We start from the raw sequence: 25,695 nt of genomic DNA on the forward strand, positions 1-25,695 counted from the left end.
ACCTGCTGGTCTCGCCTTCCGACTGACCAGGGTAGCGGAAGACGCGACGGCGAGCCGCCGGGGTCACTCGGCCGCTGCTACGGAGCGGCTGTCGGTGTACCCCCGCGCGGCCAGGAATTCGCGGATGCCCTGGCGACCGCGGTGAATGCGGCTGCGGACGGTTCCCATCTTGACACCGAGGGTGGCGCCGACCTCCTCGTACGACAGTCCTTCGATGTCGCACAGAACGACGGCGGCGCGGAACTCCGGAGCCAATGAATCCAGTGCGGCCTGCAGATCGGGATCGAGGTTCGCGTCGGCGTACGCCTGCTGCGGGTCCGGCGTGTCGGCGGGAGTGCGGTCGTACTCGGTCTCCAACGCTTCCATGCGAATCTTGCCGCGACGACGCACCATGTCCAGGAACAGGTTGGTCGTGATGCGGTGCAGCCACCCCTCGAACGTGCCCGCCTTGTACTTGGTCAAGGACCGGAAGACGCGGATGAAGGTCTCCTGCGTCAGATCCTCGGCGTCGTGCTGGTTGCCCGACAGGCGGTACGCGAGCCGGTAGACGCGATCGGCGTGCTCAGCGACGAGCTCGTCCCACGAGGGCATCAGATTACGATCGCCGGTGGCGTCGAATCCTGCGGTGCCCTGGAAGGCTCCGACGGTGTCGTCGGCTGAGGCCTTGCTCTTCATCGGGACGGTCATCGTGCTGGTGCCAGTTCCTCTCTTCGCGTCCGGCGCGGACGGGGTCTCCCCGGTAACAACGCTTTCGGAACGATCGATATTTCCCAGGCTGTCGGGTTCTACCCTCTCGTACCCGAATGTGGTGTCCCTGGCACTGACCTGAAGGTTTACTGAGGATGAGAACCGGCACGACCGGCGTGCCCGCAACCGCAGGTCAACGCGGTATGGCACCCTCGATGACATGAGTGACACCGCGGCCGCCGCCGCTTCCATGAGTGAGTACGCCGAAGCAGCCATCGTCGAGGACGAGGCGCTCGCCGAGGCTCGGCTGCGCGCCGAGGAACTCGGTGCGTCGGCGGTCTCGCCCGCGACCGGCGCGCTGCTGTCACTGCTGGCCCGCGTCGCCGGTTCCAAGCACGTGGTGGAGATCGGCACCGGCGTCGGCGTCAGCGGTCTGTGGCTGCTGGCGGGGATGCCGGAGAACGGTGTCCTCACCACCATCGATCCCGAGTCCGAGCATCATCGCGCGGCGCGCGAGACCTTCGCCGACGCCCATATCGCGCCGGGGCGCACGCGCCTGATCAACGGTGCGCCGACCGATGTCCTCACCCGCCTCGCCGATGAGACCTACGACCTCGTGTTCGTCGACGGCGCGCCGTTGAGTTACCCGCTGTTCGTCACCGAGGCGATCCGCATTCTGCGTCCGGGCGGACTGGTCGTGGTCAACAATGCCTCGGCCGACGGCACCATCGCCGACCGCGATGCGGACGATCCGCGGACGCTCGCCGCCCGCGAGGCCGCGTCGATCATCGCCGACGACGACCGGCTGCTGCCCGCGGTGATCCCGGTCGGCACCGGATTGCTGGCGGCGGCGAAGGCGTGACGACCGTCTGACCGCCGCGGCGGTCAGACGTCCGTGGAGAAGCGGATCCCGCTGTCGGGGATCTCGACGCCCGGCCACACGCGGGCCCCGCGCAGCAGTTCACAGCGGGCGCCGACGTTGGCGCCGTCGCCGATGACGGTGTCGCGCACCAGCGCGTGGGCGCCCACGACGGCGTCGAAGCCGACGATGCTGCGTTCCACGACGGCGCCGTTCGCCACCGTCGCGCCGTCGAAGATGACCGCGCCGTCGAGGCGCGCACCGGCCCCGATGTGGGCGCCACGACCGACGACGGTGCCGCCGATCAGGACCGCGCCGCGCGCGACGTCGGCGCCGTCGAGCACCAGCGACTCCCCGCACGGCTTGGCGACGGCGGCCGACGGCGCGATCCCGCGAACGAGGTCGGCCGAGCCGCGCACGAAGTCTTCGGGCGTCCCCATGTCGCGCCAGTAGGCGTCGTCGACGTGACCGTGGATGTGCCTGCCCTGCGCGAGGATCGCGGGGAACACCTCGCGTTCCACCGAGACCGGACGACCGGCGGGGATCTCGCCGATCACCGACCGATTGAAGACGTACGTGCCGGCGTTGATCTGGTTGGTCGGCGGGTCCTGCGTCTTCTCGAGGAACGCGGTCACACGACCGTCGGCGTCGGTCGGCACGCAGCCGAACGCCCGCGGATCACCCACGCGCACCAGATGCAGGGTCACCTCCGCGCCCGACGACTGATGCGTGGTGAGGACGTCGCGGATGTCGGTGCCGCCCAGGACGTCGCCGTTGAACACCAGGACGGTGTCGGCGGTCAGCGCGTCGTAGACGTTGCGAATGCCGCCGCCGGTGCCGAGCGGGGTGTCCTCGGTGATGTACGTCAGGTTCAGCCCGAGTGCCGAGCCGTCACCGTAATGGTCGGCGAAGACGTGCGCCTGGTACGACGTGCCGAGCACGACGTCGGTGATCCCGGCCTCGCGGATCCGAGACAGCAGATGCGTCAGGAACGGCGTGCCGGCCGTCGGCAGCATCGGCTTCGGCGCCGACAGCGTCAGCGGGCGCAACCGGGTGCCTTTGCCTCCGACGAGGACCAGTGCCTGAACCGGTGAAGTCACAGGGTTTCCTTCCTTGTCCACGATGTCGTGGTCGAGCTCATGCGTGATCGCCGGATCTGCGCTGTTCGCGCAGGGCGGCTGCGACGGCGATCTTCGATCGGATCGCCAGGCCCGCCCGGAGCGCCACCCGCAGTGGCGCCCGCAACGGCCCGGGGTTCCGATCGGCGTTGAAACGGTAGGCGCTCTCGTGGTGCGCCGGAATCATCTTCTCGGGATGTCTGCTGACCGAATGACTCTTCGCGTGCATCACCGACGCGGTCGGCACGAATACGTTGAGCCATCCGGACCGGCCGAGGCGGTCGCCGAGGTCGACGTCCTCCATGAACATGAAGTACCGCGAATCGAAGCCGCCGACGTTGTCGAAGGCGACGCGGCGCAGCAGCAGGCACGACCCCGACAGCCAGCCCACGGGGCGTTCGGTGCGTTCGGCGTCGTCGTTCCGGTAGGCAGCGGTCCACGGGTTCGACTTCCAGATCGCCCCCAGAATCGCATGCCCGCTGCCGGAGACGAGGTCCGGGACCCGACGCGCCGACGGGTAGACGCCGCCGTCGGGCTCGGTGATCAGCGGCCCGAGGCTCGCGGCGCGCGGCCAGCGCGTCGCGGCCGCGAGCAGCTCGTCGATCGCGCCCGGTGACCACTCCACATCGGGGTTGGCGACGAGGACGAACTCGACTTCCGGGTCGATCTCGGCGACCCCGCGGTTCACCGCCCCGCCGTAGCCGATGTTGCCGCCGGTGTGCACCAGCGTGACGTTGTCGTGGTCGGCGACGGCCTGCTCCGGCGCCCCGTCGGTGGATCCGTTGTCGGCGATGACCACCTGCGGTGTCTGCGTCGACGCCGACGGCAGCGTGCGGAGGAAGTTGTGGAGGTAGTCGCCCGAGGAGAAAGTCACGGTCACGACGGCGAAGCTGGCAGTCACCGGCTCAGACTAACGGAGGACATCGTCGTCAGCTGACCGCGCGGTCAGTGCGGCGTGCAGTGCGTCACGCCAGGTCCGCAGCGGTGTGAGCCCGGCCTCAGCCCAGCTTCGGGTCGAGAGCACCGAGTATGCGGGGCGCGGGGCGGGCCGCGGAAACTCCTGCGTGGTGCACGGCTCGACGCGGTGCGGGTCGGCCCCGATCTCCGTGAACACCGCCTGCGCGAGGCGGTGCCAGGTGGCGTCACCGGCGTTGACGGCGTGCACGATCGCGCCCGCGCGGAACGCGTCACGCTCGAGCGCGTCGGCGAGTTCCCACAGACCGACGGCGAGGTCGCGAGCGTAGGTCGGCGATCCGGTCTGATCGGCGACCACGCGCAGCGTGTCGCGGTTCCGCTCGAGCCCGATCATGGTCGACACGAAGTCCTCGGTGTCGCGCCCACCGGTGAACACCCAGGCGGTGCGGACCACCACGGTCGTCGGGTCGGCGGCGATCGCAGCGCGCTCCCCCGCCAGTTTTCCGGCGCCGTAGACGGTGGCAGGCGATCCGGTCGGGTCGTCCGGCTCGAACGGGCGCCAGGCGCCGTCAGGGCCGAGCATCGGCCGCTCGTAGACGTAGTCGGTCGACACGTGGATCAGTCGCGCGCCGGCTGCCCGAACCACCTCGGCCAGGTGCCGCGGGCCGTCGGCGTTCACCGCGAAGGCCGCGGCGGCATCGGACTCGGCGGCGTCGACCGCGGTGTACGCCGACGCATTGACGACCACGTCGCCGGTCGACAGCGCGGCGAGCGCGCGACGCACCGAACCGATGTCGCTGACATCGATGTCGGCCGACGTCAGCGGGGTCACGGTGCGTGGTCCCGCCGTCGCGAGGAGGTGGCCGCCGAGTTGACCGCCTGCACCGACCACATAGAACCGCTGACTGCTCATGAAGACTCATCCTTGCCCATCGTCAGCGTCGTCGCGGCTCGACGGGCCGGACGCGTGCCGGAGATCACCGCGACCGGTTCCGGCTGCGCCTCCCCGGGTTACGGGCGTCGAATCAGTAGTCTGGCGAAGGTCGGCGGTGGAATCGAGCGAAGGGACAGCGCGACAGGTGGAGTCACGAGGCGAACGCTCGCACGAGCCGGGAAAGGCGGACCGCCCGAAGAAGTCGGGTGCCGGTTCCGCCGAATCCGCGCGTCGGTCCAGCGGTTCACAGCGCCGTCGCTCCGCCCCGACCGGCACCGCAGCCGGGCCTCGGACACGCCGTGACTCGGCGGAGATCCACACCGGAGCCACGACCCGTCCGCCGCGTCCGCACACATCCGCGCGGCGCCAGTCGGCGACGCCACCGGGCAGCTTCCGCGCCGCTCTGAAGCTCTGGGCCACCCGGCCGATCGCGGGAATCGCACCCAAGAACATCGGCCGCACGCTCATCGCGCTGCTCGCCGTCATGGTCCTGGTCGTCACCGGCCTCGGCTGGGTCAAGGTCCGGAGCCTCAACGGGTCGGTGACCCTCCTCTCCGATCTCGGCTTGGGCGGCGGTGACGACGGCGCCGTCGACGTCCTTCTGGTCGGCACCGACTCCCGCGTCGACGCCAAGGGCCATCCGCTGTCCGACGAGGAGCTCAAGTGGCTGCGCGTCGGCGGCGACGTCAGCACGAGCACCGACACCATCGTCCTCGTCCGCATCCCGAACGACGGATCCAAGGCCACCGCCATCTCCATCCCCCGCGACACCTACGTGGATGTGCCGGGTCTGGGCATGAGCAAGATCAACGCCGCATACGGCACCACCCGCGAAGGCGTGCGGCGCAGCGAAGTGGAGAAGGGCGTCGACGAGGCGCAGGCCGAGAAGGACGGCACCAAGGCCGGTCGGCTGGCCCTCATCGAGAGCGTCGCGAACCTCACCGGCATCACCGTCGACCATTACGCCGAGGTGGGCCTGCTCGGTTTCGCGCTCCTCACCGACGCCGTCGGAGGCGTGGAGGTCTGCCTCAAGAACGCGGTCAACGAGCCGTTCTCCGGCGCCCGGTTCCGCGCGGGCAAGCAGAAGTTGATGGGTCCGACGGCGCTCAGCTTCGTCCGCCAGCGACACGGGCTCCCCCGCGGCGACCTCGACCGGATCACCCGTCAGCAGGTGTACATGGCGTCGCTGGCGCAGAAGATCCTGTCGACGCAGACACTGACCAACACCTCCAAGCTGCAGGATCTCCAGGATGCCGTGTCGCGGTCGGTGGTGCTCGACGACGGGTGGGACATCCTCACCTTCGCCGAGAGTCTCAAGGATCTCACCGGCGGCAACGTGAAGTTCACGACCATTCCGATCGCCGACGATCAGGCCTGGAGCGAGGACGGCACCCAGAGCGTTCTCGCCGTCGACACGCAGGCCGTGCACACCTTCATCAACGAGCAGCTCGGAACCGGCAAGACCGCGGCCAACGACAATCCGCGCGCCGACTACAAGGTCGACGTGGTCAACGCAGGCACCACCGAGGGGCTCGCGGGCAACGTGATGCGGCTGCTCGCCAAACGCGGGTATCAGAAGGGCGAGACGTCCACGAAGCCCATGAACGAGTTCGACTCGCTGATCTTCGCCAAGTCGACGGACAGCGAGGGCGCGAAGCAACTGCGCAACGATCTGAAGGCCGGTTCCATCGAGATCCGCGAGGACTCGTCGCTGCCGGACAACACGCTCCGGCTGGTGCTGACGAACACCTACAACTACGGTCTCGGCGCCATCTCGAACACCACCGAAGCCGGTGACGACGGCAGTTCGTCGGCATCGTCGACCGCGAACAAACCGGCCCCGGTGATCAAGGCCGACACCGACGGTCCGGTGTGCGTCAACTGACGCCCGAACACCTGGCGGCCGACCGAGGGAGGCCCCCTCACCTGTGGAAGAGGAACCGATGAGCGACACCACCGTGACCGGTGCGATCCTGGCGGCCGCCGCCGATCAGGCGCGCCCGATGCTGACCTACTACAACGACTCGACGGGCGAGCGCACGGAGCTGTCCGGTGCGACGCTCGGCAACTGGGCCGCGAAGATCGGCAACTATCTGCGCGACGAGATCGGCGTGCTCCCCGGCGACCCGGTGCGCGTCGATCTTCCCGAGCACTGGCAGACCGCCGCGATCCTGCTCGGCTCGTGGTGGGCCGGAGCCCAGGTGCTGATCGCCGACGACGGTGACGGGCGAGTGGTGTTCACCAGCCGCGATCGGATCGACTCCCACGATGAGGACGAGATCGTCGTCGTGCCGCTCGATCCGTTCGCGATGGGCGTGCGAGACCTTCCGGTGGGGATCAGCGACTTCGGCGAATCGATCCGCGCTCACGGCGATCACTTCGTCCCGTCCGGAGCGGGCCGCCTCGCCGTCGATTCGGTGACCGTGCAGCAGGTGCTCACCGCGGCCCCGGACGGGCTCGGCGCCGACGACCGGGTGCTCTCGGTTCGACCGTGGCACACCGTCGCCGACCTGGTCGCGAACTTCGCCGCGCCGTTGGCGGCCGGCGCCTCGCTGGTCTACGTGGACGGTTCGGCCGACGAGGCCGCCTTGGCGAAGACCGCGTCGACGGAGAAGGCGACCGTCACTTGGCGGTGACCGCCGGGCGACGACGAGAGGACCACGACGAGACGCGGCGTTCCCCGTCACCATCGTGGTGACGGGGAACGCTGTGTCTGCGGAACGAGCTCAGCCGCGGAGCAGTGCGCGGCTCATGACCACGCGCTGAATCTGGTTGGTGCCCTCGTAGATCTGGGTGATCTTGGCGTCGCGCATCATGCGCTCGACTGGGAAGTCGGTGGTGTAGCCGGCGCCGCCGAACAGCTGGACGGCATCGGTGGTCACCTCCATCGCGACGTCGGAGGCCAAGCACTTCGACGCCGAGCTGATGAAGCCGAGGTTGCCCTCGCCGCGCTCGGCACGAGCGGCCGCGGTGTAGACCATGAGGCGCGCGGCCTCCACCTTCATCGCCATGTCGGCGATCATGAACTCGACGCCCTGGAACTGGCTGAGGGTCTTGCCGAACTGCTTGCGGTCCTTGACGTACTCGATCGCGGCGTCGAGGGCGCCCTGGGCGACGCCGACGGCCTGCGCGCCGATGGTCGGACGGGTGTGGTCGAGAGTGGCCAGCGCGGTCTTGAAACCGGTGCCCTCCGCGCCGATGATGCGATCGGCGGGGATGGTGCAGTTCTCGAAGTACAGCTCCGCCGTGGGGCTGCCCTTGATGCCGAGCTTGTGCTCCAGCGGGCCGACGGTGAAGCCCGGATCGTCCTTGTGGACCATGAACGCCGAGATGCCGTTGGCGCCCTTCTCCGGATCGGTGACCGCCATGACGGTGTACCAGGTGGACTTGCCGCCGTTGGTGATCCAGCACTTGGAACCGTTGAGCACCCAGCTGTCGCCGTCCTTGCGGGCGCGGGTCTTCATCGACGCGGCGTCGGAGCCGGCCTCACGTTCGGACAGCGCGTACGAGGCCATCGCCTCGCCCGACGCGATCGACGGCAGCACCTGCGCCTTGAGCTCATCGGACCCCGACAGGATCAGTCCCATGGTGCCGAGCTTGTTGACGGCGGGGATCAGCGACGCCGAGACGTCGACGCGTGCCACCTCTTCGATGACGATGCAGGCGGCGACCGAGTCCGCGCCCTGTCCCTCGAACTGCTCGGGGACGTGGACCGCGTTGAATCCGTTGGCGACGAGTGCGGCGCGAGCCTCCTCCGGGAAGCGCGCGTTCTCGTCGACGTCCTTGGCGTGCGGCGCGATCTCCTTCTCGGCCAGCGCACGGATGGCGTCACGCAGTGCCTGATGCTCCTCCGGAAGCTGGAAGAGGTCGAAATCGGGGTTTCCGAACTTGCCCATCATCTCTCCTTCGCTGACACGCAGCTTTCGTGACGCCCCAGCCTGTCACTGAGTGCCGTCCATCGGTTATCTCTCACTTCATCACGGCACTGAGTGCCGAGTCAATCCCGCACGGACCGCCTCGGCGATCTCGTCCGGCGTGCTGCCGCTGGGAAAAGTCACCACCGCGACCTGCTGCGGTGCGTCGCGTCGGCGCTCATCGTCGACGAATCCGTCCGCCGAGGCGCGGATCGCGCGCAGTTCACGTCGCAGATCCGCCGCGGTGGCACCGTCGTCGCCACGCACCATCGACCGCAGCAGATAGTTGTGCGCGCCGGTCACCGCCGCGGCGAAGGCGATGATCCGCACCCGTGGCACCGCGGGCCGCGCGCGCCGCAGGAAGTCCTCGAAGACACGTTGGTAGCGATACGTCGTGACGAGTTCTCGGTCGCGCAGTGCGGGCACCTGGGAGACCACGCGGTATCGCCGCACAGCGACGTCGCGAATCGTCGCATAATGCGCGAAGACCAGCTCGGCAGCCTCGCACACCGCCCACCACGGGTCGGCGTCACTGCGTACGGGGTCGTCCAGATGCTCGGCCACCAATTCCAGCAAGGTCTCGTGATCGGCGAAGATCAGATCTTCCTTCGAGCGGAACTGCCGAAACAGCGTTCTGCGCGAAACTCCTGCGGCCGCGGCGATCTCGTCGACGGGCGTCGACTCGTAGCCCTTGGCCGAGAACAGTCTGATGGCCTCGGTGACCACGTGCATGCGGAATTCCGCGGGCTCGGTGTGCACCTGATCGGTCGTGGCCATGGCGACAGTATCGCTCAGTTGTGCACTCGCCGCCCACAACCCGGCCCGGTCGGCCTCGCCGAGTGCGGTTCCATACGGCAAGCTGGAAGTATGAAGGTTCCCCGCATCGTCGCCCGCGCCAACAAGTACGTGACCAACCCGATCCAGGGACTCTGGGCGGGGCGCATCGCACCGTGGGCGGTCGTCCAGCACGTGGGCCGAACGTCCAAACGCCCGTACCAGACCCCGGTCCTGGCGTTCGTCGACGACGGCCGTGTGAGCATCGCCCTCAACTACGGCGCCGAATCGGACTGGGTCAAGAACGTTCTCGAGGCAGGCGAGTTCACGCTGGTGCGCGGTGGGAAGCAGGTGTCGGTGGCGGGCGTTCGCGTCCTGCCCGCAGACTCCCCCGACGTGGTGAAGTCCGCTCGCATCCCGGCGCTCCTCGCCGACTCGGTCCTCTACGGCCGGATCGTGGAGAAGGCGTGAGCGCACACGCGGACACACTGGCGGACTTCGAGCGCGGTGAGTTCACCGATGCCGGAGTGACCCATCGCTTCTACCGCCGCGGCAGTGGACCGGCGGTGGTGGTGATCCCCGAGATCCCCGGACTCACCCCGAAGGTCGCGGATTTCGCGCGTCGTGTCAGCGATGCGGGCTGCACCGTCTTCGTGCCGTCGTTCTTCGGCGTCGACGGCGCCGACCCGAAGCCGAGCGGTCTCGGCGATCTGCCACGGGTCGGCGGGCTGATGGCGCGCTCCCTCGGGAAGATCTGTGTGAGTCGCGAGTTCACGGTGTTCGCGACGGGCAAGTCCTCACCGGTGGTGGTCTGGCTGCGCGCACTGGCTCGTCATGCCCACGCCGAATGCGGCGGTCCGGGGGTCGGGGCCATCGGCATGTGCGTGTCGGGCGGGTTCGCGCTCGCCATGGCCGTCGACGACACGCTGCTGGCGCCGGTGCTGTCGCAACCGTCGTTGCCGGTGGGCATCACGCCCGGGCGTCGACGGAACATCGACATCTCGCCCGACGATCTCGCCACCGTGAAAGCCCGGTGCGCCCGGGGCCTGGAGGTGATGGGCGCCCGGTTCGAGGGCGATGCGCTGGTCCCCGGCAGCCGGTTCGAGTTTCTCCGCGAGCAGCTCGGCGACGCCTTCATCGGCGTCGAGCTGCCCGACACCGCTGCCTCACCGGACGCCCTGATCCCACCGCACTCGGTGGTGACGGAACATCTGATCGACGAGCCCGGACAGCCCACGCGCGACACGCTCGACGACATCATCGACTTCTTCCAGCGGAAGCTCGCATGACCGGCGTCGTCGATCTGAGCCCGCTCGACGATCCGTTCACCGGTGCACTGCGCGGGCGGCAGGCCCAGTTCGCCCGCGTCCGCGGTCGCATTGCGGCCTTTCACCCCGACGTGTCGGTGTTCTACGGACATCCGCGCGAGATGACCACCGACGACTGGGCCGACATGGCCGCGCTCGCAGGCCCGGGAAACACGGTGGGACTGCGCGACTGCCGCACGCCGACACCGGCGGGATGGCACCACCTCGAGACCTTCGGTCTGGTCCAGTACTCGGGCGAGGGCGTCGAACCCCGCGCCGATCCGGAGGTCGTCGTGCTCGGCCCGAGCGATGTGGCCGAGATGACCGCACTCGTCGAACTCACCGAACCCGGACCGTTTCTGCCCCGCACCATCGAGATGGGCCGCTATCTGGGGATTCGGGACGACGCCGGGCGGCTGGTCGCCATGGCCGGGCAGCGTCTCCGACTCCCCGGCTGGGTCGAGATCAGTGCGGTCTGCACGCATCCCGACGCCCGCGGCCGCGGTCTGGCACGACGGCTCGTCGCCGCCGTCGCGCACGAGACCGTCACCGGCGGCGACACCCCGTTCCTGCACACCACCGCCGACAACCCGGCGCGTCGCCTCTACGAGTCGATGGGCTTCGTCCTGCGCAGCATCGTCGACCTGGAGATCGTCCGGGTTCCGAAAGGAGCATGACCATGTTCAGTTTCGATCACCTGTCCGTCCCGATCGCCGGAGCCCCGATGGCGGGCGGCACCTCGACCCCGGAACTGACCGCGGCCGTCTCGAACGCAGGCGGGCTGGGGTTCTACGGCGCCGCCTACCTCTCCCCCGACCAGTTGCGTGACACCATCGCGACCATCCGCTCCCTCACCGACCGGCCGTTCGGCGTCAATCTGTTCGTGCCCGAAGAGATTCCGTTCGACGCGGCTGCCTTCGCCGCCTATCGGGCACGCCTGGAGCCCTTGGCCGCCCGACTCGGCGCGGATCTGCCCGACGATGTGCCGTACACGGACGACTCGTTCGACGGCAAGGTGCAGGTGCTGATCGAGGAGCGGGTTCCGGTCGCGTCGTTCACCTTCGGCTGCCCCGACCGCGAGACCATCGCGCGGCTGCAGGCCGCCGGCGTCCTGGTCGCGGGAACCGTGACCAACGTCGCCGAAGCCGTCATCGCTCGTGACGCGGGCGTCGACGCCGTCTGCGCGCAGGGCGTGTCCGCGGGCGGACACCGCGCCACCTACGGGATCCTCGACACCGACCCCGAGATCGACACGCTCCCCCTGACCGGCGCCGTCGTCGAGGCGACCGGCCTGCCCGTCGTCGCGGCGGGCGGCGTCACATCCGTCGCCGATGTGCGCGCGCTCATCGACGCGGGCGCGGTCGCCGTGCAGGTCGGCACGCTCCTGCTGCGATGCCCCGAAGCCGGGACCAGACAGGCGCACCGCGATGCCCTCGTCGACCCGCGGTTCACCGAGACGGTGACCACCCGTGCCTACTCCGGACGCCTCGCGCGCGGTCTGGTCAACGATTTCATCGCCGCGCACGACGCCGACGCACCGCCGGTCTACCCGCAGGTCAACACCCTGACCGGGCCCATCCGTCGAGCAGGTGCAGCCGACCCCGACGTGATCAACCTGTGGGCCGGCCGCGGTTTCCGCGCCGCCCAGGCGATCCCCGCGGCCGACGTGGTGGCGAGCCTGCAGCCCTAGGAACTACACCTAGACGTCAGTCCTCGAAGATGCTGCGACGCAGTTTCTCGTCCTTCGCCAGGACCATCTCCTCCAGGCTCGCCTGGAACTCGGCCATCGCCGAGGCGATCGCCGGATCCGAGGCGCCGAGGATGCGGACGGCCAGCAGACCGGCGTTCCGGGCGCCGCCGATGGAGACGGTGGCGACCGGGACACCCGCGGGCATCTGCACGATCGAGAGCAACGAGTCCATGCCGTCGAGGTACTTGAGCGGCACCGGGACACCGATCACCGGCAGCGGGGTCGCGGAGGCGACCATGCCCGGTAGGTGCGCCGCACCACCCGCCCCGGCAATGATCACCTGAATGCCTCGGCCCGCGGCCGCCTTCGCGTAGTCGAGCATGCGCTGCGGGGTGCGGTGGGCGGAGACGACGCCGACCTCGAACGGGATGCCGAACTCGGCGAGTGCTTCCGCAGCGGCCTTCATCGTCGGCCAGTCGGAGTCACTGCCCATGATCAGGCCGACGCGCGGGGTCGGCGGGGTGGGCTCAGTGGTCATCGGATCTCCCTGTCGTGTGGGTGTTCGGGATCGTGTCGGGGTGCGGGGTGCAGTGGTGTGCGGGATCGAGCGGCGGAGCCTACTGGTGCGGATCCCAGCCGTCGGTCCACGTGGCTGTGCTCATCCAGTGAGCGGCGCGCTCGGCGCGTTCGCGGACCTCGTCGACGCCGTGACCGGGCAGCCCGACGATGTTCACGTGACCGATCTTGCGATCGGGGCGTTCGTCCTTGCCGTACAGGTGCACCTTCGCGTCGGGCATCCTCGCGAACAGGTGATGCAGACGCTCGTCCATCGACATGTCCGGCGACTGGTCGGCACCGAGGATGTTCGCCATCACGACCACGTCCGCGCGCGGCGAGGTGTCGCCGAGCGGGTAATCGAGGACCGCGCGGAGATGCTGCTCGAACTGCGAGGTGACCGCACCGTCCATCGTCCAGTGCCCGCTGTTGTGCGGCCGCATGGCGAGCTCGTTGACGATCAGGTCGCCGTCGACGGTCTCGAAGAGTTCCATCGCCATGTCGCCGATCACCCCCAGTTCGTCGGCCAGCCGCAACGACATCTGCTGGGCGCGCTGCGCGGACTCCTCGCTCAGGCCGGGAGCAGGCGCCAGCACGACGGCGCACTGTCCCTTCCGCTGAACGGTCTCCACCACCGGCCATGCGGCGCCCTGTCCGTACGGCGACCGCGCAACCATCGCCGAGAGTTCGCGCGCCATCGCGACCTTCTGCTCGGCCATCAGCACCGCGTCGCCCCCGGCGTTGGCGTCGAAGGCCGCGAGCGCGTCGTCGCGGTTGTCGGTGATCCAGACCCCGCGGCCGTCGTACCCCCCGCTGACGGCCTTGAGCACCACCTGCCACTCGTGCGCCGCACCGAACGCGATCAGCGCCTCCCGTGCCGCGGGGACGCTGCCGGACAGGTCGACGAAGTCCGGGACCGGGAGCCCCAGTTCCGACAGCCGTCGACGCATGGCGAGCTTGTCCTGCGCAAAGTGCAGGGCCGCGGACGGCGGGCGGACCTGCACGCCGTCGGCCTCCAACGCCTGCAGATGCGCCAGCGGGACGCCCTCGTGGTCGAAGGTCAGCGCCACCGATCCCTCCGCGGCAGCGCGCAGCGCCTCGAGATCGTTGTGGGAGCCGATCACCACGTTCGCGCTGACCTGAGCGGCGGGTTCGGTCGCGCCGCCCGCGAGAACACGCAGGCACTGGCCGAGCGCGACGGCCGACTGGTGCGTCATGCGCGCGAGCTGACCGCCACCGATCATGGTCACGGTGGGCATGCCGGTAGAACGTCGATCTGGGCTAGAAGTCACGGTGCAATGGTGTCATGTCCGTGACTTTCGTCGTGCAGGGCCGCCGGTCGATGCCGGCGTTCGTGCCCCGGTTACGTACACTCGAACCTTGTGCCGACCATTGACGGGGTAGTGAACAGCCTCCCGCACCCCCTGCGACGACTCGTCGTGAAGCACAGCGAATTCATCAAGTTCGCCATCGTCGGCGGCACCACGTTCGTCGTCGACACCGTGGTCTACTTCATCCTCGCGTTCACGATTCTGGAGCCCAAGCCGACCATCGCCCGCGTGATCTCGGGCGGCGTCGCGGTGGTCCTGAGCTACGTGCTCAACCGGGAGTGGGCGTTCAAGAACCGCGGCGGCCGCGAGCGGTCGCACGAGGCGGCGCTGTTCTTCATCATCAGCGGCATCGGTGTGCTCCTGGCGGCCGGTCCGCTGTGGCTGGGCAACAACGTCTTCAACATGCGCGAGAACATCCACGGCCTGGAACTGGCGATCGTGGACTTCATGCTCGGCATGATCATCGGCAATCTGATCGGCATGGGCTTCCGCTTCTGGGCACTGCGCCGCTTCGCCTTTCCCGACGAGCAGCCGCGCGGCGGCGAGGGCGGATCCACCGACGTCCACCCGAACTCAGACGAGCTCAGCGATGAGGAACTCGGACACGCCTGATCTCGCCGTCGTCGGCTGAGCCGTCGACCGCTTCCACGGCGACCGCGTGCATCGGGGTTACCACCCCGAACACCGCCGGACGTCGCTGCACCAGGTCCAAACGACCGCCGTCCGCCTCGACCAGAGCTCGCGCCAACGACAGTCCGTATCCGCTACGACCACCGCTGGACACGCCGCGGCGGAAGATGACGGGCACCAGATCGTCCGCGACTCCGCGCCCGGAGTCGGCGACGGTGATGCGGACCATCTCCGAACTCGACACGGTCCCGACGCGGATCACGCAGGCTCCGGCGCCGTGCACGCTCGCATTGTCGACCAGCACGCTGAGGGCCTCGCGCAGTCGGCCCGGCCGCCCGTACACGTACGGCGCCGGGTCGTCGATCTCCATGCGGATCGCCCGGCCGTCGGAGGCGAACGTCGGCGAGAAGTCCTGCACCAGCCGCTCGACGACGGCGGCGACGTCGATGGCCACGCGCGCTTTCGAATCGGCGCGCGACGCCGCGATCATCTCGTCGAGCTCGTTCGCCAGTCGCTCCACCTGTTCCATGCCGGCCTCGGCCTCGCTGACGACGGCGGGGTCGTCGTGCAGGGTCAGTTCATCGAGTCGCAGATGGATGGCGGTGAGCCTGCTGCGCAGCTGATGGGAGACGTCGCCGACGATCTCGCCCTCCCGCTCCAGCCGGAGCGCGATCTCCTGGTTCGCATCGGCGAGCGCGGTCGACACCCGATCGAGTTCATCGATGCCGTAGGTCGGCCAGTCCGACGAGAAGTCGCCCCGCGCCATGTCCGCGGCACGGCGCGCCACGTCGGACAGCGGCTCCGACAGCCGTCGCGCCGTCACGACCGCGACGACGGCGCCGCCGAGGACCGCGACGGCGATCGCCAACAGCAGGGTCAGCACGGCGAGGAGCTGGGTGGGACGGACGTCCCGCAGCGGGATCGCGAGGGTGAGGTCGGCGTTGGGACCGATGTTGATCGATTCGGCGACCGCTTGACCGGTGAAGGCGAATCCGGTCTGTCTCGTGCCGAGGCGATAGCCGTCCGGAGCGCTGGGGTCCGGGGTGCGATAGGTGAGGGTGAGGCGGCCGTTGGCGGGCACCAGGAGACGGAACTCCTCCAGGTCCAGGTCGCGTGGCTCGACCGCTCGCCCGGCGGCCTCTTCGGCCAGCACGTGCTCGCTCATCCGCGTCAGGCGTTGCGTGAGGTCCTGGTGGGTGGAGGTGGAGAACCAGTCCCAGGTGATGATGGTCATCGGCGCTCCGAACATCACGCCCATCGCCAGGAGGGACGCGATCATCATCTTCAGTATTCGGCGACGCATCGGAGGCTCTCGACGCCGTTACGGATCGAAGCGGAAGCCGACACCGCGGACGGTGACGATGTGCTTGCGCTTCTTCGGGTGGTCGTCGCCGATCTTCCGCCGCACCCACGAGATGTGCATGTCGAGGGTCTTCGACGACCGCAGGTCTGTCGACCCCCACACCGCGTTGAGGATGTCGTCGCGCGAGGTCACCTCGCCGGGGCGCTCCATCAGGAACCGCAGGAGTTCGAACTCTCGGTTCGCCAGCGTCAGTTCTTCGCCGTCGACGACGACGCGCCGCGCCTTCGGATCCAACTGGATATCGCCGCTGTCGAGCGTCTCCAGTGTCTCGACCTCGTCGGCGGCGGCCACCGTGCGTCGCATCAGCGCCCGGACCCGGGCGAGGAGTTCGGCGAGCCGGAACGGTTTGCCGACGTAGTCGTCGGCGCCGGCGTCGAGCCCGACCACGAAGTCCACCTCGTCGGTGCGGGCCGTGAGCATGAGGACCGGCAACGTCGGCAGTTCCGCCCGGACCCGGCGACAGACCTCGAGACCGTCCATCCCGGGCAGGCCGAGGTCCAGAATGAGCAGGCCGTAATCGCCGGCCAGGACCTTCTCCAGTGCCTCCGGCCCGGTGGCGGCGATGTCGCACTCATTGCCCTCGCGGGTCAGCGCCCGCGCGAGCGGTTCGGCGATGGCCGCGTCGTCTTCCGCGAGCAGCACCGAGCGTGCCCCGGTCATCGACGCCGCTCATCGCGGTGATCGCGGCCGCCTGCATCGCGGTCATCACGACGCGGGTCGTCGCGCCGCGGGTCGCGAAACTGCCCGCTGCGGGTGTCGCCGTACGCTTCGTCCTCCTCGAGGAGCTCCTGGTACAGCTGTGCGTGCACCGCCTCCACCTGCGGGATGTCGCGGAACGAGAGCGGATCGTCCGACGCGGACTCGATGACCAACGTGCCGGTACGCAGGATCCGGTCCACCAGTCCGTGCCGGAATTCGACGGTGTTGATGCGGCGGATCGGAATGTCGATGCCTGACCGGGTGATGATCCCGTTGCGGTAGATGACGCGACGGTCCGTGACGACGAAGTGGGTCGTCTTCCACGACAGCAGCGGCCGCACCAGGAACCATCCGGCGGCCGCCAGCCACACCACCGCGAGAATGATCGTGAGCACCGACCGGCTGCCCTCGAACGTCGTCGACGTGCGGACGTAACCCAGTGCGACGCCGGCGACGGCCGTCACCAGCCAGAAGATCAACACCGGCAGCACCAGGCTCTTCCAGTGCGGGTGACGGTGAATGATCACGACTTCACCGGGCGCCAGATTCTCGCGTGGGTAACCCATGAGAGTTCACCTTAGTGCGGGATCGTTAAGAGCAACCTGATTCGGCGTTACACTGGCGGTTCGAGCCGAGCCCGCCCGGCAGCGACGACCGTCAGCGACCACACAGGCAAGGACCATGACGTACAACGATCCCCGCGACCCCTACAACAAGCAGCAGCCGCCCCCGACTCGCGCCTACAGCAGGCAGGACGACTACCTGAATCAGGACCCGCGCACCGCAGGGTACGACCGGGGATACTCGCAGGGGTACCCGGCGCAGGGCTACGACCCGAACCCGGCACCGCGACGGGCTCCGCGACGCGGCCCCGACGTCGACCCGGTGAAGTTCTGCGGCGGCGTCCTGATGACCGGCGTCGTCACCGGACTCGCCGCGTGGTTGGCCGCCTGGATCATCCGAGCCGTCACGCAGAAGGTCAACGAGAGCGGTCGGCTCGGGATCTGGAATCCGCTCGCTCAGGACGAACTGTGGTTCGCCGTCACCGGCTTCGTCGTCGCGATCCTCGGCGGTGCGCTCTGGTATCTGCTGCAGATCGGCACACCGGCCCCTGACCAGTTCTACAGCTGGATCGTCGGACTGCTCGTCGCCGCCGCCGTGATCCTTCCGCTGTTCCTGTCCGCGGAGATCTCGTCGGGCATCGGAACCGCGATCCTGCACTTCATCATCGGCATGCCGGTACTGACCTTGATTCCGACGATGAGTCGCGCCAGCGCCAACTCCCGCCGATAGCCCCGGCGTCGCGCGCCGTGCGCCCGACCGGCCGGAGCGAACCGATCAGGTCGCGGGACGCAGATGCGTGACGTCGCCGGCCGACGCCGTGATCCGACCGTCGGGTCCGTCGACGATGATCCGGCCCTCGTCGTCGATGTCGACGGCGTCGCCGATCACCTCCGTGTCACCGGGCAGGATCAGTCGCACTCGCGAACCGAGAGTCGCGCTGACCTCGCGGTAGCTCGCCGCGAGCTCCCCGATCCGATCCGGCCATGCCGCCAGCCGCTCCGACAGCGCCCGGAGGTAGGCGGCGGCGACCGCGGTCTGATCCACCTCCCCGGCGACCAGCGAACTGATCGACGCAGCGGTGTCGGGCGCCGACCCCGCAGGCAGATCCAGATTCAATCCCGTGCCGATCACCGCGATGCCCGCGGTCGACGGCTCGCCGCCCGAGGTCAGCCGGAACTCCGAGAGAATTCCCGACAGCTTGCCGCGGCCGGGCGCCAACACGTCGTTGGGCCACTTCAGCTCCAGCGCTGCACCGGCGAGTTCGCTGACCGCGTCGTGCACCGCCAGCCCCGTCAGGAGCGACAGCCACCCCAGATGCACGACGGCGTCGGAGGGGACCCGCAGCGCCGCTGAGATCGCGAGCTGCCCGGGCGGGGTCTCCCAGACGCGCGCATGCCTGCCACGCCCGGACGTCTGCCGGGCCGAGATCAATGCTGTGCCGTCGACGTCCTCGCCGGCATCGATTCGCGCGAGCAGATCGGCGTTGGTCGATCCGGTCTCCGCGACCACCTCGATTCGCGTCCACCGCGTGCCCGTCAGGCCCGCGACGATCCTGCGCTGATCCGGCACGTCGATTCCCATGAGAGAGCACTGTACGACCGATTCGGTGAATGTACTCACATCGATGAGCAGGAGTGAGGCCGAATGTGAGGATATTCTCACATTCTCACGGCACTTGACCGAGCGGGCGCTCGGGAAGTTAGCATCGTTGTCCATGACCACTGCTTCGCGCGATGACGGCGCCGCACCTGACATTCATACGACGGCCGGCAAACTCGCCGACCTTCGCAACAGGCTCGCCGAGGCCGAGTTCCCGGTGGGCGAGGGCGCCGCAGAGAAAGTGCACGCCAAGGGCAAGCTGACCGCTCGCGAGCGGATCACCCACCTGCTCGACGAGGGTTCGTTCGTCGAACTCGACGCCCTGGCACGGCACCGCTCCACCAATTTCGGACTCGCCGAGCGTCGGCCGATGGGCGACGGCGTCGTCACCGGCTACGGCACCGTCGACGGGCGCGAGGTCTGCGTCTTCAGTCAGAACGCTGCCGTGTTCGGCGGCAGCCTCGGCGAGGTCTACGGCGAGAAGATCGTCAAGGTCATGGACCTCGCACTCAAGACCGGTCGCCCGCTGATCGGCATCAACGAGGGCGCGGGCGCACGCATCCAGGAGGGTGTCGTCTCGCTCGCCCTGTACGGCGAGATCTTCGGACGCAACGTCCGCGCCTCCGGCGTGATCCCGCAGATCTCGCTGATCATGGGACCGAACGCAGGTGGTCACGTCTACTCCCCCGCGCTGACCGACTTCGTGGTGATGGTCGATCAGACCAGCCAGATGTTCGTCACCGGCCCGGACGTCATCAAGACGGTCACCGGCGAGGACGTCACCCAGGAGGACCTCGGCGGCGCACACACGCACATGTCCAAGTCGGGCGTGGCCCACTACGTCGGTCAGGACGAAGAGGACGCACTCGACTACGTCAAGGAACTCCTCTCCTACCTCCCCAGCAACTGCCGCGCGGAGGCCCCGCGCCTGCCGGCACCGGAGCGCGTCGGCTCCATCGAGGAGAACCTCACCCCCGAAGACCTCGAGCTCGACACGATCATTCCGGACTCCCCGAACCAGCCGTACGACATGCACGCCGTCATCCGGAACATCCTCGACGACGAGGAGTTCCTGGAGGTTCAGGCCGAGCGGGCGATGAACGTCGTCGTCGGCTTCGGTCGCGTCGACGGCCGCAGCGTCGGCATCGTCGCGAACCAGCCGACCCAGTTCGCCGGCTGCTTGGACATCGACGCCTCCGAGAAGGCCGCTCGCTTCGTCCGCACGTGCGACGCCTTCAACGTCCCGATCGTCACCCTGGTCGACGTGCCCGGATTCCTGCCCGGCACCGAACAGGAGTACAACGGCATCATCCGCCGCGGCGCCAAGCTGCTGTACGCCTACGGCGAGGCGACCGTCGGCAAGATCACCGTCATCACCCGCAAGGCGTACGGCGGCGCATACGACGTCATGGGCTCCAAGCACATGGGCGCCGATGTGAACCTGGCCTGGCCGACCGCCCAGATCGCCGTCATGGGCGCCTCCGGCGCCGTCGGTTTCGTGTACCGCGGCAAGATCAAGGAGGCGGAGGCCAACGGCGCCGACGTCGACGCGCTGCGCCTGGAACTGCAGCAGGAGTACGAGGACACCCTGGTGAACCCGTACGTCGCTGCCGAGCGCGGGTACGTGGACGCGGTGATCCCGCCGAGCCACACGCGCGGGCAGATCGCGAACGCGCTCAAGCTGCTTGAGCGGAAGCTGGTTCAGGTGCCGCCGAAGAAGCACGGCAACATCCCCCTGTGACCGTTCCGTCCGCGACCCGAGAAAGGCGACATGCATGAGTGCAGACGTCCCCGCCGTCGACGCGACCAGCGACGACAAGCCCGTCCGCCCCTTCCTGACCGTCGTCGACGGCAATCCCACCGATGAGGAGATCGCCGCCCTGGTCGGCGTCTTCGCGACCGTCGGCGGGGGTTCGGCCGATTCCGGTCCCCAGGATCGCAACGAGTGGGGCCGCCCCGTCGATCTGTTCCGTCAGACCTGGGGTCAGCCGGGCAGCTTCACCAACCGCGGCGGTTGGTGACCATCGGTCCCGAGCACCACACCGCGACGACCGTCGTCCTCGGATCGGCCTCGCCGGCACGCCTGCGCGTGCTGACGGGCGCCGGTCTGTGGCCGACGGTCGTCGTGTCGGATGTGGACGAGGACGCGCTGCTCGAGAGGTTGGCCGACGCACCGCACGAACAGATCGTCACCCGTCTCGCGGAGGCGAAGGCCGACGCCGTCACCGGCGCCGTCCTCGCCGCGGGCGGATCGACGGCGGCCGACGCCGTCGTCCTCACCTGTGATTCGATGCTGCTGATCGGCGGCGAGCTCGCAGGCAAGCCGCACACGGTCGACGTCGCCGTGGCCCGCTGGAAGCAGATGCGCGGCGGCACCGGCCACCTGATCACCGGTCATTGTGTGCGCCGTGTGGTCGGCGGCGCGGTCGTCGCGTCGACCAGCCGCAGTGAATCGACCGCGATCCGTTTCTCCGACGCTCCCGACCACGTCATCGACGCCTACGCGGCGACTGGCGAACCGCTGGAGGTGGCGGGCGCCTTCACCCTCGACGGTCTCGGCGGCTGGCTGATCGACGGCGTCGACGGCGACCCGTCGTCGGTGCTGGGCATCAGCCTGCCGCTTGTCCGCCGACTCCTAGCCGAAGTGGGCGTAGACGTCACAGAGCTGTGGCGCGGAGCGCCAGGTTGAGCCGACTTCCGAGGCGTAAGCCGAGGCGTCGGTCGAAACCACGTGAGGTGCGCTGGGACGAGACGATTGATTCCCGGGCCTGTCCCCCTACGACCCCGCCAACACGCGCGGCCAGTACTGCTTCAAACAGTCCACCGGCTGCCCCTGTCGCTTCAAGTTGTCACTGAAGCCCCGCCACAGCGCCAGGGCGCGCTGGACGGACGTTCCGTGGCCCTGTCCTTCCTTCGCGTCGCCGATGCTGATCATCAGCGCGGCCGCCTGCAGCATCTCCTTGAACGAGAGATCTTTGCGCTCGAACACGGTGGCGGCCCAGTTGCCTGCGAAGCAGTCGGCGATGAGTTCGCTGTTGTCGCCTGCGGGCCCGGTGTCGAGGCCGTATGCCTTCGCGAGTCGATAGACCACGTTGTGTCCGTACTCGTGGGCGACGATCGTCGCCGCGCTGAAGTCGCCGAGCAGGAATCCGTCCGAGCCCATGAGCTTGCCGTTCCAGATGTCGGCGAAGGTGTCGACGGGGAGGATCACCGACCCCTGGCGGTCGGCGCCCGCACCGTCCTGCTGGTTGTCGCGCGGGCAGAAGAAGGCGTTCGGGAAGTCGCTCGGAATCCCGTTCGGCAGTTCCTCGCGTAGACAGTCGCTGACGAACGAGTTCCCCGACCGGATCAGGACGCGGCCCGCCGTGGCCTCCTCGATGTTGAGTGCCGCGAACCAGTCCTGCCATACCGCGTCGAGGTCGTCGAGCACGTCGCCGAGGTACTGCGGGACAGCCGTCGAGGCGTTGGCGTCGGTGACCCCCGACTCCGCGAGTCGTTTCGAGGAGAACACCGGCAGTTCGGGACAGTCGGCGATCGAGCAGTGCAGCGGCTCCTTCGGCATCTCACGCGTCGGTGTGCCGTCGACTCCGCATCCGGCGAGCAGGAGCACTCCGACGACGACTACCGACACCATCCCCGCGATCCCACGCGGACTGGCCCATCCCCGACTCAGCATGATCGGAACGCTAACACTGAAGTCGTCGGAAAGGGCCGTTGATGTCATTCGTCCGACTCCATCGAATGCCGAGGACTGATCGGATTCCGGTGCGCGACACGGTCGAGCAGGTCCGACGAGCAGTCGAGCGGCCCACGTCCGTATGCTGAATGTGGCGCCAGCTACGGCGTAGGGAGAATCAGCAGAGGCGGGAGACCCTCAGTGACTGTGGAATTTGATCCGAACCCGGCATTCGCCAACTTCGCACATCCGGAACGGTTGGTGACGACCGAATGGTTGTCGGCGCACCTCGGGGCGCCGGGACTCAAGATCATCGAGTCGGACGAGGACGTGCTCCTCTACGACATCGGACACATTCCGACGTCGCAGAAGGTCGACTGGCATCTGCATCTGAACGACCCGGTGACGCGCGACTACATCAACGGCGAGCAGTTCGCCGCCCTGATGCGGGACAAGGGAATCAACCGCGACGACACCGTCGTCATCTACGGGGACAAGAGCAACTGGTGGGCGGCGTACGCCCTGTGGGTGTTCACGCTCTTCGGTCACGAGGACGTCCGTCTCCTCGACGGCGGCCGTGACGCGTGGATGGACGAGCAGCGCGAGACCTCGTTCGAGGTTCCCGTGTACCCGCCGTCGGACTACCCGGTGGTCGAGCGCGACGACACCAAGATCCGCGCCTACGCCGATGCCGTGATCGCAGAGCTCGGCACCACACCGCTGATCGACGTGCGCTCCCCGCAGGAGTACACCGGCGAACGCACCCACATGCCGGACTACCCGCAGGAGGGCACTCTGCGCGGCGGCCACATCCCGACTGCCGTCTCGATCCCGTGGGCCAAGGCTGCGGCGCCCGATCACCGGTTCCGCAAGCTGGAGGAGCTGAAGGAGGTCTACGCGGATCTGGATCCGAAGACCCCGACGATCGCGTACTGCCGCATCGGCGAGCGCTCCAGCCACACCTGGTTCGTCCTGACGTACCTGCTCGGCTTCGAGAACGTGCGCAACTACGACGGTTCGTGGACCGAGTGGGGCAATCGTGTGCGCGTCCCCATCGCCGTCGGCGAAGAGCCCGGCGCCGTCGCCGACTGATCCACCGGTAACGGTGTCCACCGACCAGGTCCGTACAGAGAAGGTTTCCATGTCGCTGCCCGATGCACTCGCCGAGATCGTCGCCGACTTCGCCGAGCTCGCCGATCCCGACAAGGTGACGCTGTTGCTCGAGTTCGCCGGCGACCTTCCGGACCTGCCGGACTCGCTCCAGGTGGAGGCGATGGAGCCGGTTCCCGAGTGCCAGTCGCCGATCTTCCTGTCGGTCGACGCGTCGGACCCCTCGGCGGTGCGCTTGTATTTCAGCGCACCGCCCGAGGCGCCGACCACGCGCGGCTTCGCGTCGATCCTGCATGAGGGACTCGACGGTGCAACGGCCGCGGAGATCACCGCGGTGCCGAGCGACTTCTTTCACGATCTCGGCCTGGCGTCGGTGATCAGCCCGCTCCGCTTGAACGGTATGGCCGGCATGATCACCCGGATCAAGCGTCAGGTCACAGAGCAGACCGCAGCCTGAACTCGCTTCCCGCGCAATGGATTTCCTTCAGATTCTCGATGCACCGATCGAGCCGGGCGGACTCGTCGAATGGATCCCGGCTGTGCCGGGCGGCCTCGGCAGTTGGCGTCGCGATGCACGCGAGACCTCCCACAATCACGAGGAGCATCTGCGTTCGGCCTTCGAGTATCGCGCACGAACACATCGCGAGGGTGGCCGCGAATCGTGGTTGGGCATCGCGATCGAGTTCGACGAGCCGCTCTCGATCCCCTCGGTGCGGGCGGCGATGGTCGCGTACATCAACCGGCACGAGGTGCTTCGCACGCACGTGGTGCTGAAGGCCGATCATGAGGCTCACTATCGGACCGAGCGTTACTCGACCGAGCGCGACACCGTGCACCTGAAGATGTCGCGGATCGGCTGGTACACCGAGACCCCGCTCCTGCTGGAGCAGGTCGCCGGATCGTTCGACCGCGCCACGGCGCCTCTGCACTGGCCGGCCTACCGGTTCGCGACCGTCGCCCGGCCGCGCAGCTTCACCCTCCTCTTCGCCGCTGATCACTCCCTGGTCGACGGCTACTCGCTGGTCACCGCCCAGTACGAACTCGCGGAGCTGTATCGGGCCGCCCGTGTCCGACGCCCACCGGTCCTGGAACCGACGGGCAGCTATCTGGATTTCAGTGACGCGCAGCGACGTGAGGCCGATCAGGCGGACGCCGACCACCTCGCCGCCCAGGTCTGGTCCGCGTTCCTCGCGCCCCACGGCGGCCGATTTCCCCGCAACCCGCTCCTGGACGACTCGGCGACCGCCCACGCCTTGACACCGGCGCCCGTTCGGACGGTCGTCGATCACCGCCCCGCAGGCGGCACCGCCGAGGCCGCACCGCCGCAGCCCTGCCAGCCGTCGCGGACGTGCCTGCTGCTCGACGACGCCCAGTCGCGCCGTTTCGAAGACTTCTGCGCAACATCGGACGCGTCCGTCATCGGCGGGCTGCTCGGCGTTCTGTCGGTCGCCTTCCGCGAGACGACCGTTGCTGACGAGTTCGTGGTGATCATGCCCAAGCACACCCGCACCGATCGCTGGTGGCTCCATTCGCTCGGCTGGTTCGTCGGTCTGACTCCCCTGTCGATCGACATCCACGACTCCCCCGAGGTCGCCGAAGCCGCACGCCGCGGCACCGACGCATGCGCCCGATCCAAGTACGGCGCGGCACTCCCTTTCCTTCGTGTGGCCGATCTCATAGGCGCCGTCGGGAGCCCGAGCATGGTGGTGTCGTACATGGACACCCGGGCGACGCCGCGAGCCGACCTCGCCGACGCCGGCCTGGCCCGCGTCCTACGCAGCCATTCTTACGCCGACGACGAGGTTTACGTGTGGGTCAACCGCACACCGGGCGGTCTGCGCATGCATGCCCGGTACCCCGCGGAGGGAGCCGACCGGGTCCCGGCGTTCCTCGACGCGTTTGCGCGATTACTCGCGAGTATCACGGGAGCGGGGTAAACCATTTGCAGACTTCGTGACATCCCCGGCACC

Annotated in this window: 28 protein-coding genes; 15 read left to right on the forward strand and 13 right to left on the reverse strand. The window is 68.5% G+C overall.

The features are described from left to right. Window positions 1-63: 63 nt before the first annotated feature. Complete coding sequence (sigE, locus tag GH2_RS08160; RefSeq protein WP_239588581.1) at window positions 64-687, reverse strand: RNA polymerase sigma factor SigE; 624 nt, start codon at window positions 685-687, stop codon at window positions 64-66. A gap of 220 nt (window positions 688-907) precedes the next feature. On the opposite strand from sigE, the gene GH2_RS08165 reads away from it, so the two are divergent. Further along, entirely contained in the window at window positions 908-1,549 is a 642-nt protein-coding gene (locus GH2_RS08165; protein ID WP_066165718.1) for an O-methyltransferase, read from the forward strand. Between the two features lie 23 nt (window positions 1,550-1,572). Here the strand turns inward: GH2_RS08165 and manB are convergent, their stop codons facing one another. From manB to rfbD, 3 genes are read right to left on the reverse strand one after another with little or no spacing between them, the layout of a single operon-like run. Next, window positions 1,573-2,646: a mannose-1-phosphate guanylyltransferase gene (gene manB / locus GH2_RS08170; RefSeq protein ID WP_157086038.1), complete on the reverse strand. Its 1,074-nt coding sequence runs from the start codon at window positions 2,644-2,646 to the stop codon at window positions 1,573-1,575. Between the two features lie 37 nt (window positions 2,647-2,683). After that, complete coding sequence (locus tag GH2_RS08175; RefSeq protein ID WP_066165727.1) at window positions 2,684-3,565, reverse strand: glycosyltransferase family 2 protein; 882 nt, start codon at window positions 3,563-3,565, stop codon at window positions 2,684-2,686. 9 nt (window positions 3,566-3,574) lie between these two features. Then, window positions 3,575-4,492 carry a dTDP-4-dehydrorhamnose reductase gene (gene rfbD / locus GH2_RS08180; RefSeq protein ID WP_066165729.1) on the reverse strand — a complete coding sequence of 306 codons (918 nt, stop codon included), beginning with the start codon at window positions 4,490-4,492 and terminating at the stop codon, window positions 3,575-3,577. A gap of 166 nt (window positions 4,493-4,658) precedes the next feature. Here rfbD and GH2_RS08185 point away from each other — a divergent pair, with 166 nt between their 5' ends. Next, window positions 4,659-6,398, forward strand: coding sequence for an LCP family protein (locus GH2_RS08185; protein WP_244885340.1), 1,740 nt, complete (start codon window positions 4,659-4,661; stop codon window positions 6,396-6,398). A gap of 58 nt (window positions 6,399-6,456) precedes the next feature. After that, the gene (locus GH2_RS08190) at window positions 6,457-7,149 is read left to right on the forward strand and encodes a TIGR03089 family protein (protein WP_066166508.1); all 693 of its coding nucleotides are present in this window, start codon (window positions 6,457-6,459) and stop codon (window positions 7,147-7,149) included. A 90-nt stretch (window positions 7,150-7,239) separates the two neighbouring features. Here the strand turns inward: GH2_RS08190 and GH2_RS08195 are convergent, their stop codons facing one another. Then, on the reverse strand, window positions 7,240-8,409 hold the full coding sequence (locus GH2_RS08195) for an acyl-CoA dehydrogenase (RefSeq protein ID WP_066166511.1): 1,170 nt from the start codon (window positions 8,407-8,409) through the stop codon (window positions 7,240-7,242). Window positions 8,410-8,490: 81 nt separating this feature from the next. Beyond that, window positions 8,491-9,204, reverse strand: a complete 714-nt coding sequence (locus tag GH2_RS08200; protein WP_066166516.1) for a TetR/AcrR family transcriptional regulator — start codon at window positions 9,202-9,204, stop codon at window positions 8,491-8,493. A 90-nt stretch (window positions 9,205-9,294) separates the two neighbouring features. On the opposite strand from GH2_RS08200, the gene GH2_RS08205 reads away from it, so the two are divergent. Genes GH2_RS08205 through GH2_RS08220 form a run of 4 tightly spaced genes read left to right on the forward strand, consistent with a single transcriptional unit; the run spans window position 9,295 to window position 12,198 of the window. Then, window positions 9,295-9,672, forward strand: coding sequence for a nitroreductase family deazaflavin-dependent oxidoreductase (locus tag GH2_RS08205; protein WP_066165732.1), 378 nt, complete (start codon window positions 9,295-9,297; stop codon window positions 9,670-9,672). Continuing rightward, window positions 9,669-10,490: a dienelactone hydrolase family protein gene (locus GH2_RS08210; protein ID WP_066165735.1), complete on the forward strand. Its 822-nt coding sequence runs from the start codon at window positions 9,669-9,671 to the stop codon at window positions 10,488-10,490. Before GH2_RS08205 ends, GH2_RS08210 begins: the two co-directional genes overlap by 4 nt. Continuing rightward, the gene (locus tag GH2_RS08215; protein ID WP_066165738.1) at window positions 10,487-11,185 is read left to right on the forward strand and encodes a GNAT family N-acetyltransferase; all 699 of its coding nucleotides are present in this window, start codon (window positions 10,487-10,489) and stop codon (window positions 11,183-11,185) included. The genes GH2_RS08210 and GH2_RS08215 overlap by 4 nt, the downstream gene beginning before the upstream one ends. A gap of 2 nt (window positions 11,186-11,187) precedes the next feature. Further along, window positions 11,188-12,198 carry an NAD(P)H-dependent flavin oxidoreductase gene (locus GH2_RS08220; RefSeq protein WP_066166520.1) on the forward strand — a complete coding sequence of 337 codons (1,011 nt, stop codon included), beginning with the start codon at window positions 11,188-11,190 and terminating at the stop codon, window positions 12,196-12,198. Between the two features lie 16 nt (window positions 12,199-12,214). Here GH2_RS08220 and purE read toward each other — a convergent pair whose 3' ends face one another. Next, entirely contained in the window at window positions 12,215-12,736 is a 522-nt protein-coding gene (gene purE / locus GH2_RS08225) for a 5-(carboxyamino)imidazole ribonucleotide mutase (RefSeq protein ID WP_066165741.1), read from the reverse strand. Between the two features lie 79 nt (window positions 12,737-12,815). After that, entirely contained in the window at window positions 12,816-14,045 is a 1,230-nt protein-coding gene (locus tag GH2_RS08230) for a 5-(carboxyamino)imidazole ribonucleotide synthase (protein ID WP_084247387.1), read from the reverse strand. Between the two features lie 90 nt (window positions 14,046-14,135). Between GH2_RS08230 and GH2_RS08235 the strand changes: the two genes are divergently transcribed. Further along, a complete protein-coding gene (locus GH2_RS08235; RefSeq protein WP_066165747.1) occupies window positions 14,136-14,696 on the forward strand; it encodes a GtrA family protein in 561 nt (186 codons plus the stop codon). Here the strand turns inward: GH2_RS08235 and GH2_RS08240 are convergent. Genes GH2_RS08240 through GH2_RS08250 form a run of 3 tightly spaced genes read right to left on the reverse strand, consistent with a single transcriptional unit; the run spans window position 14,668 to window position 17,342 of the window. Continuing rightward, a complete protein-coding gene (locus GH2_RS08240) occupies window positions 14,668-16,017 on the reverse strand; it encodes a HAMP domain-containing sensor histidine kinase (protein WP_066165750.1) in 1,350 nt (449 codons plus the stop codon). The two genes, GH2_RS08235 and GH2_RS08240, sit on opposite strands and share 29 nt — an antisense overlap. A gap of 18 nt (window positions 16,018-16,035) precedes the next feature. After that, window positions 16,036-16,737, reverse strand: a complete 702-nt coding sequence (locus GH2_RS08245) for a response regulator transcription factor (protein ID WP_066165753.1) — start codon at window positions 16,735-16,737, stop codon at window positions 16,036-16,038. After that, window positions 16,734-17,342: a PH domain-containing protein gene (locus GH2_RS08250; protein ID WP_066165756.1), complete on the reverse strand. Its 609-nt coding sequence runs from the start codon at window positions 17,340-17,342 to the stop codon at window positions 16,734-16,736. Before GH2_RS08250 ends, GH2_RS08245 begins: the two co-directional genes overlap by 4 nt. A 115-nt stretch (window positions 17,343-17,457) precedes the next feature. On the opposite strand from GH2_RS08250, the gene GH2_RS08255 reads away from it, so the two are divergent. Then, window positions 17,458-18,069 (forward strand): hypothetical protein, encoded by a 612-nt coding sequence (locus tag GH2_RS08255; protein WP_066165760.1) that lies wholly within the window; start codon window positions 17,458-17,460, stop codon window positions 18,067-18,069. A 45-nt stretch (window positions 18,070-18,114) separates the two neighbouring features. Here the strand turns inward: GH2_RS08255 and GH2_RS08260 are convergent, their stop codons facing one another. After that, entirely contained in the window at window positions 18,115-18,921 is an 807-nt protein-coding gene (locus GH2_RS08260) for a biotin--[acetyl-CoA-carboxylase] ligase (protein ID WP_066165763.1), read from the reverse strand. A gap of 133 nt (window positions 18,922-19,054) precedes the next feature. Between GH2_RS08260 and GH2_RS08265 the strand changes: the two genes are divergently transcribed. Genes GH2_RS08265 through GH2_RS08275 form a run of 3 tightly spaced genes read left to right on the forward strand, consistent with a single transcriptional unit; the run spans window position 19,055 to window position 21,628 of the window. Then, window positions 19,055-20,680 carry an acyl-CoA carboxylase subunit beta gene (locus GH2_RS08265; protein ID WP_066165766.1) on the forward strand — a complete coding sequence of 542 codons (1,626 nt, stop codon included), beginning with the start codon at window positions 19,055-19,057 and terminating at the stop codon, window positions 20,678-20,680. 34 nt (window positions 20,681-20,714) lie between these two features. Next, window positions 20,715-20,960: an acyl-CoA carboxylase subunit epsilon gene (locus GH2_RS08270; protein WP_066165768.1), complete on the forward strand. Its 246-nt coding sequence runs from the start codon at window positions 20,715-20,717 to the stop codon at window positions 20,958-20,960. Further along, window positions 20,957-21,628 (forward strand): Maf family protein, encoded by a 672-nt coding sequence (locus GH2_RS08275; RefSeq protein ID WP_372434451.1) that lies wholly within the window; start codon window positions 20,957-20,959, stop codon window positions 21,626-21,628. Before GH2_RS08270 ends, GH2_RS08275 begins: the two co-directional genes overlap by 4 nt. 87 nt (window positions 21,629-21,715) lie before the next feature. Here GH2_RS08275 and GH2_RS08280 read toward each other — a convergent pair whose 3' ends face one another. Further along, window positions 21,716-22,615 (reverse strand): neutral zinc metallopeptidase, encoded by a 900-nt coding sequence (locus tag GH2_RS08280; RefSeq protein ID WP_239588582.1) that lies wholly within the window; start codon window positions 22,613-22,615, stop codon window positions 21,716-21,718. 201 nt (window positions 22,616-22,816) lie between these two features. On the opposite strand from GH2_RS08280, the gene GH2_RS08285 reads away from it, so the two are divergent. Genes GH2_RS08285 through GH2_RS08295 form a run of 3 tightly spaced genes read left to right on the forward strand, consistent with a single transcriptional unit; the run spans window position 22,817 to window position 25,662 of the window. Further along, on the forward strand, window positions 22,817-23,707 hold the full coding sequence (locus tag GH2_RS08285) for a sulfurtransferase (RefSeq protein WP_066165773.1): 891 nt from the start codon (window positions 22,817-22,819) through the stop codon (window positions 23,705-23,707). 49 nt (window positions 23,708-23,756) lie between these two features. Then, window positions 23,757-24,182: a SufE family protein gene (locus GH2_RS08290; RefSeq protein ID WP_066165776.1), complete on the forward strand. Its 426-nt coding sequence runs from the start codon at window positions 23,757-23,759 to the stop codon at window positions 24,180-24,182. A gap of 16 nt (window positions 24,183-24,198) precedes the next feature. Then, a complete protein-coding gene (locus GH2_RS08295) occupies window positions 24,199-25,662 on the forward strand; it encodes a condensation domain-containing protein (RefSeq protein WP_066165779.1) in 1,464 nt (487 codons plus the stop codon). Window positions 25,663-25,695 lie beyond the last annotated feature (33 nt).

Origin of the sequence: Gordonia hydrophobica NBRC 16057 (assembly GCF_001592365.1) — a bacterium.
Taxonomy (GTDB): domain Bacteria; phylum Actinomycetota; class Actinomycetes; order Mycobacteriales; family Mycobacteriaceae; genus Gordonia; species Gordonia hydrophobica.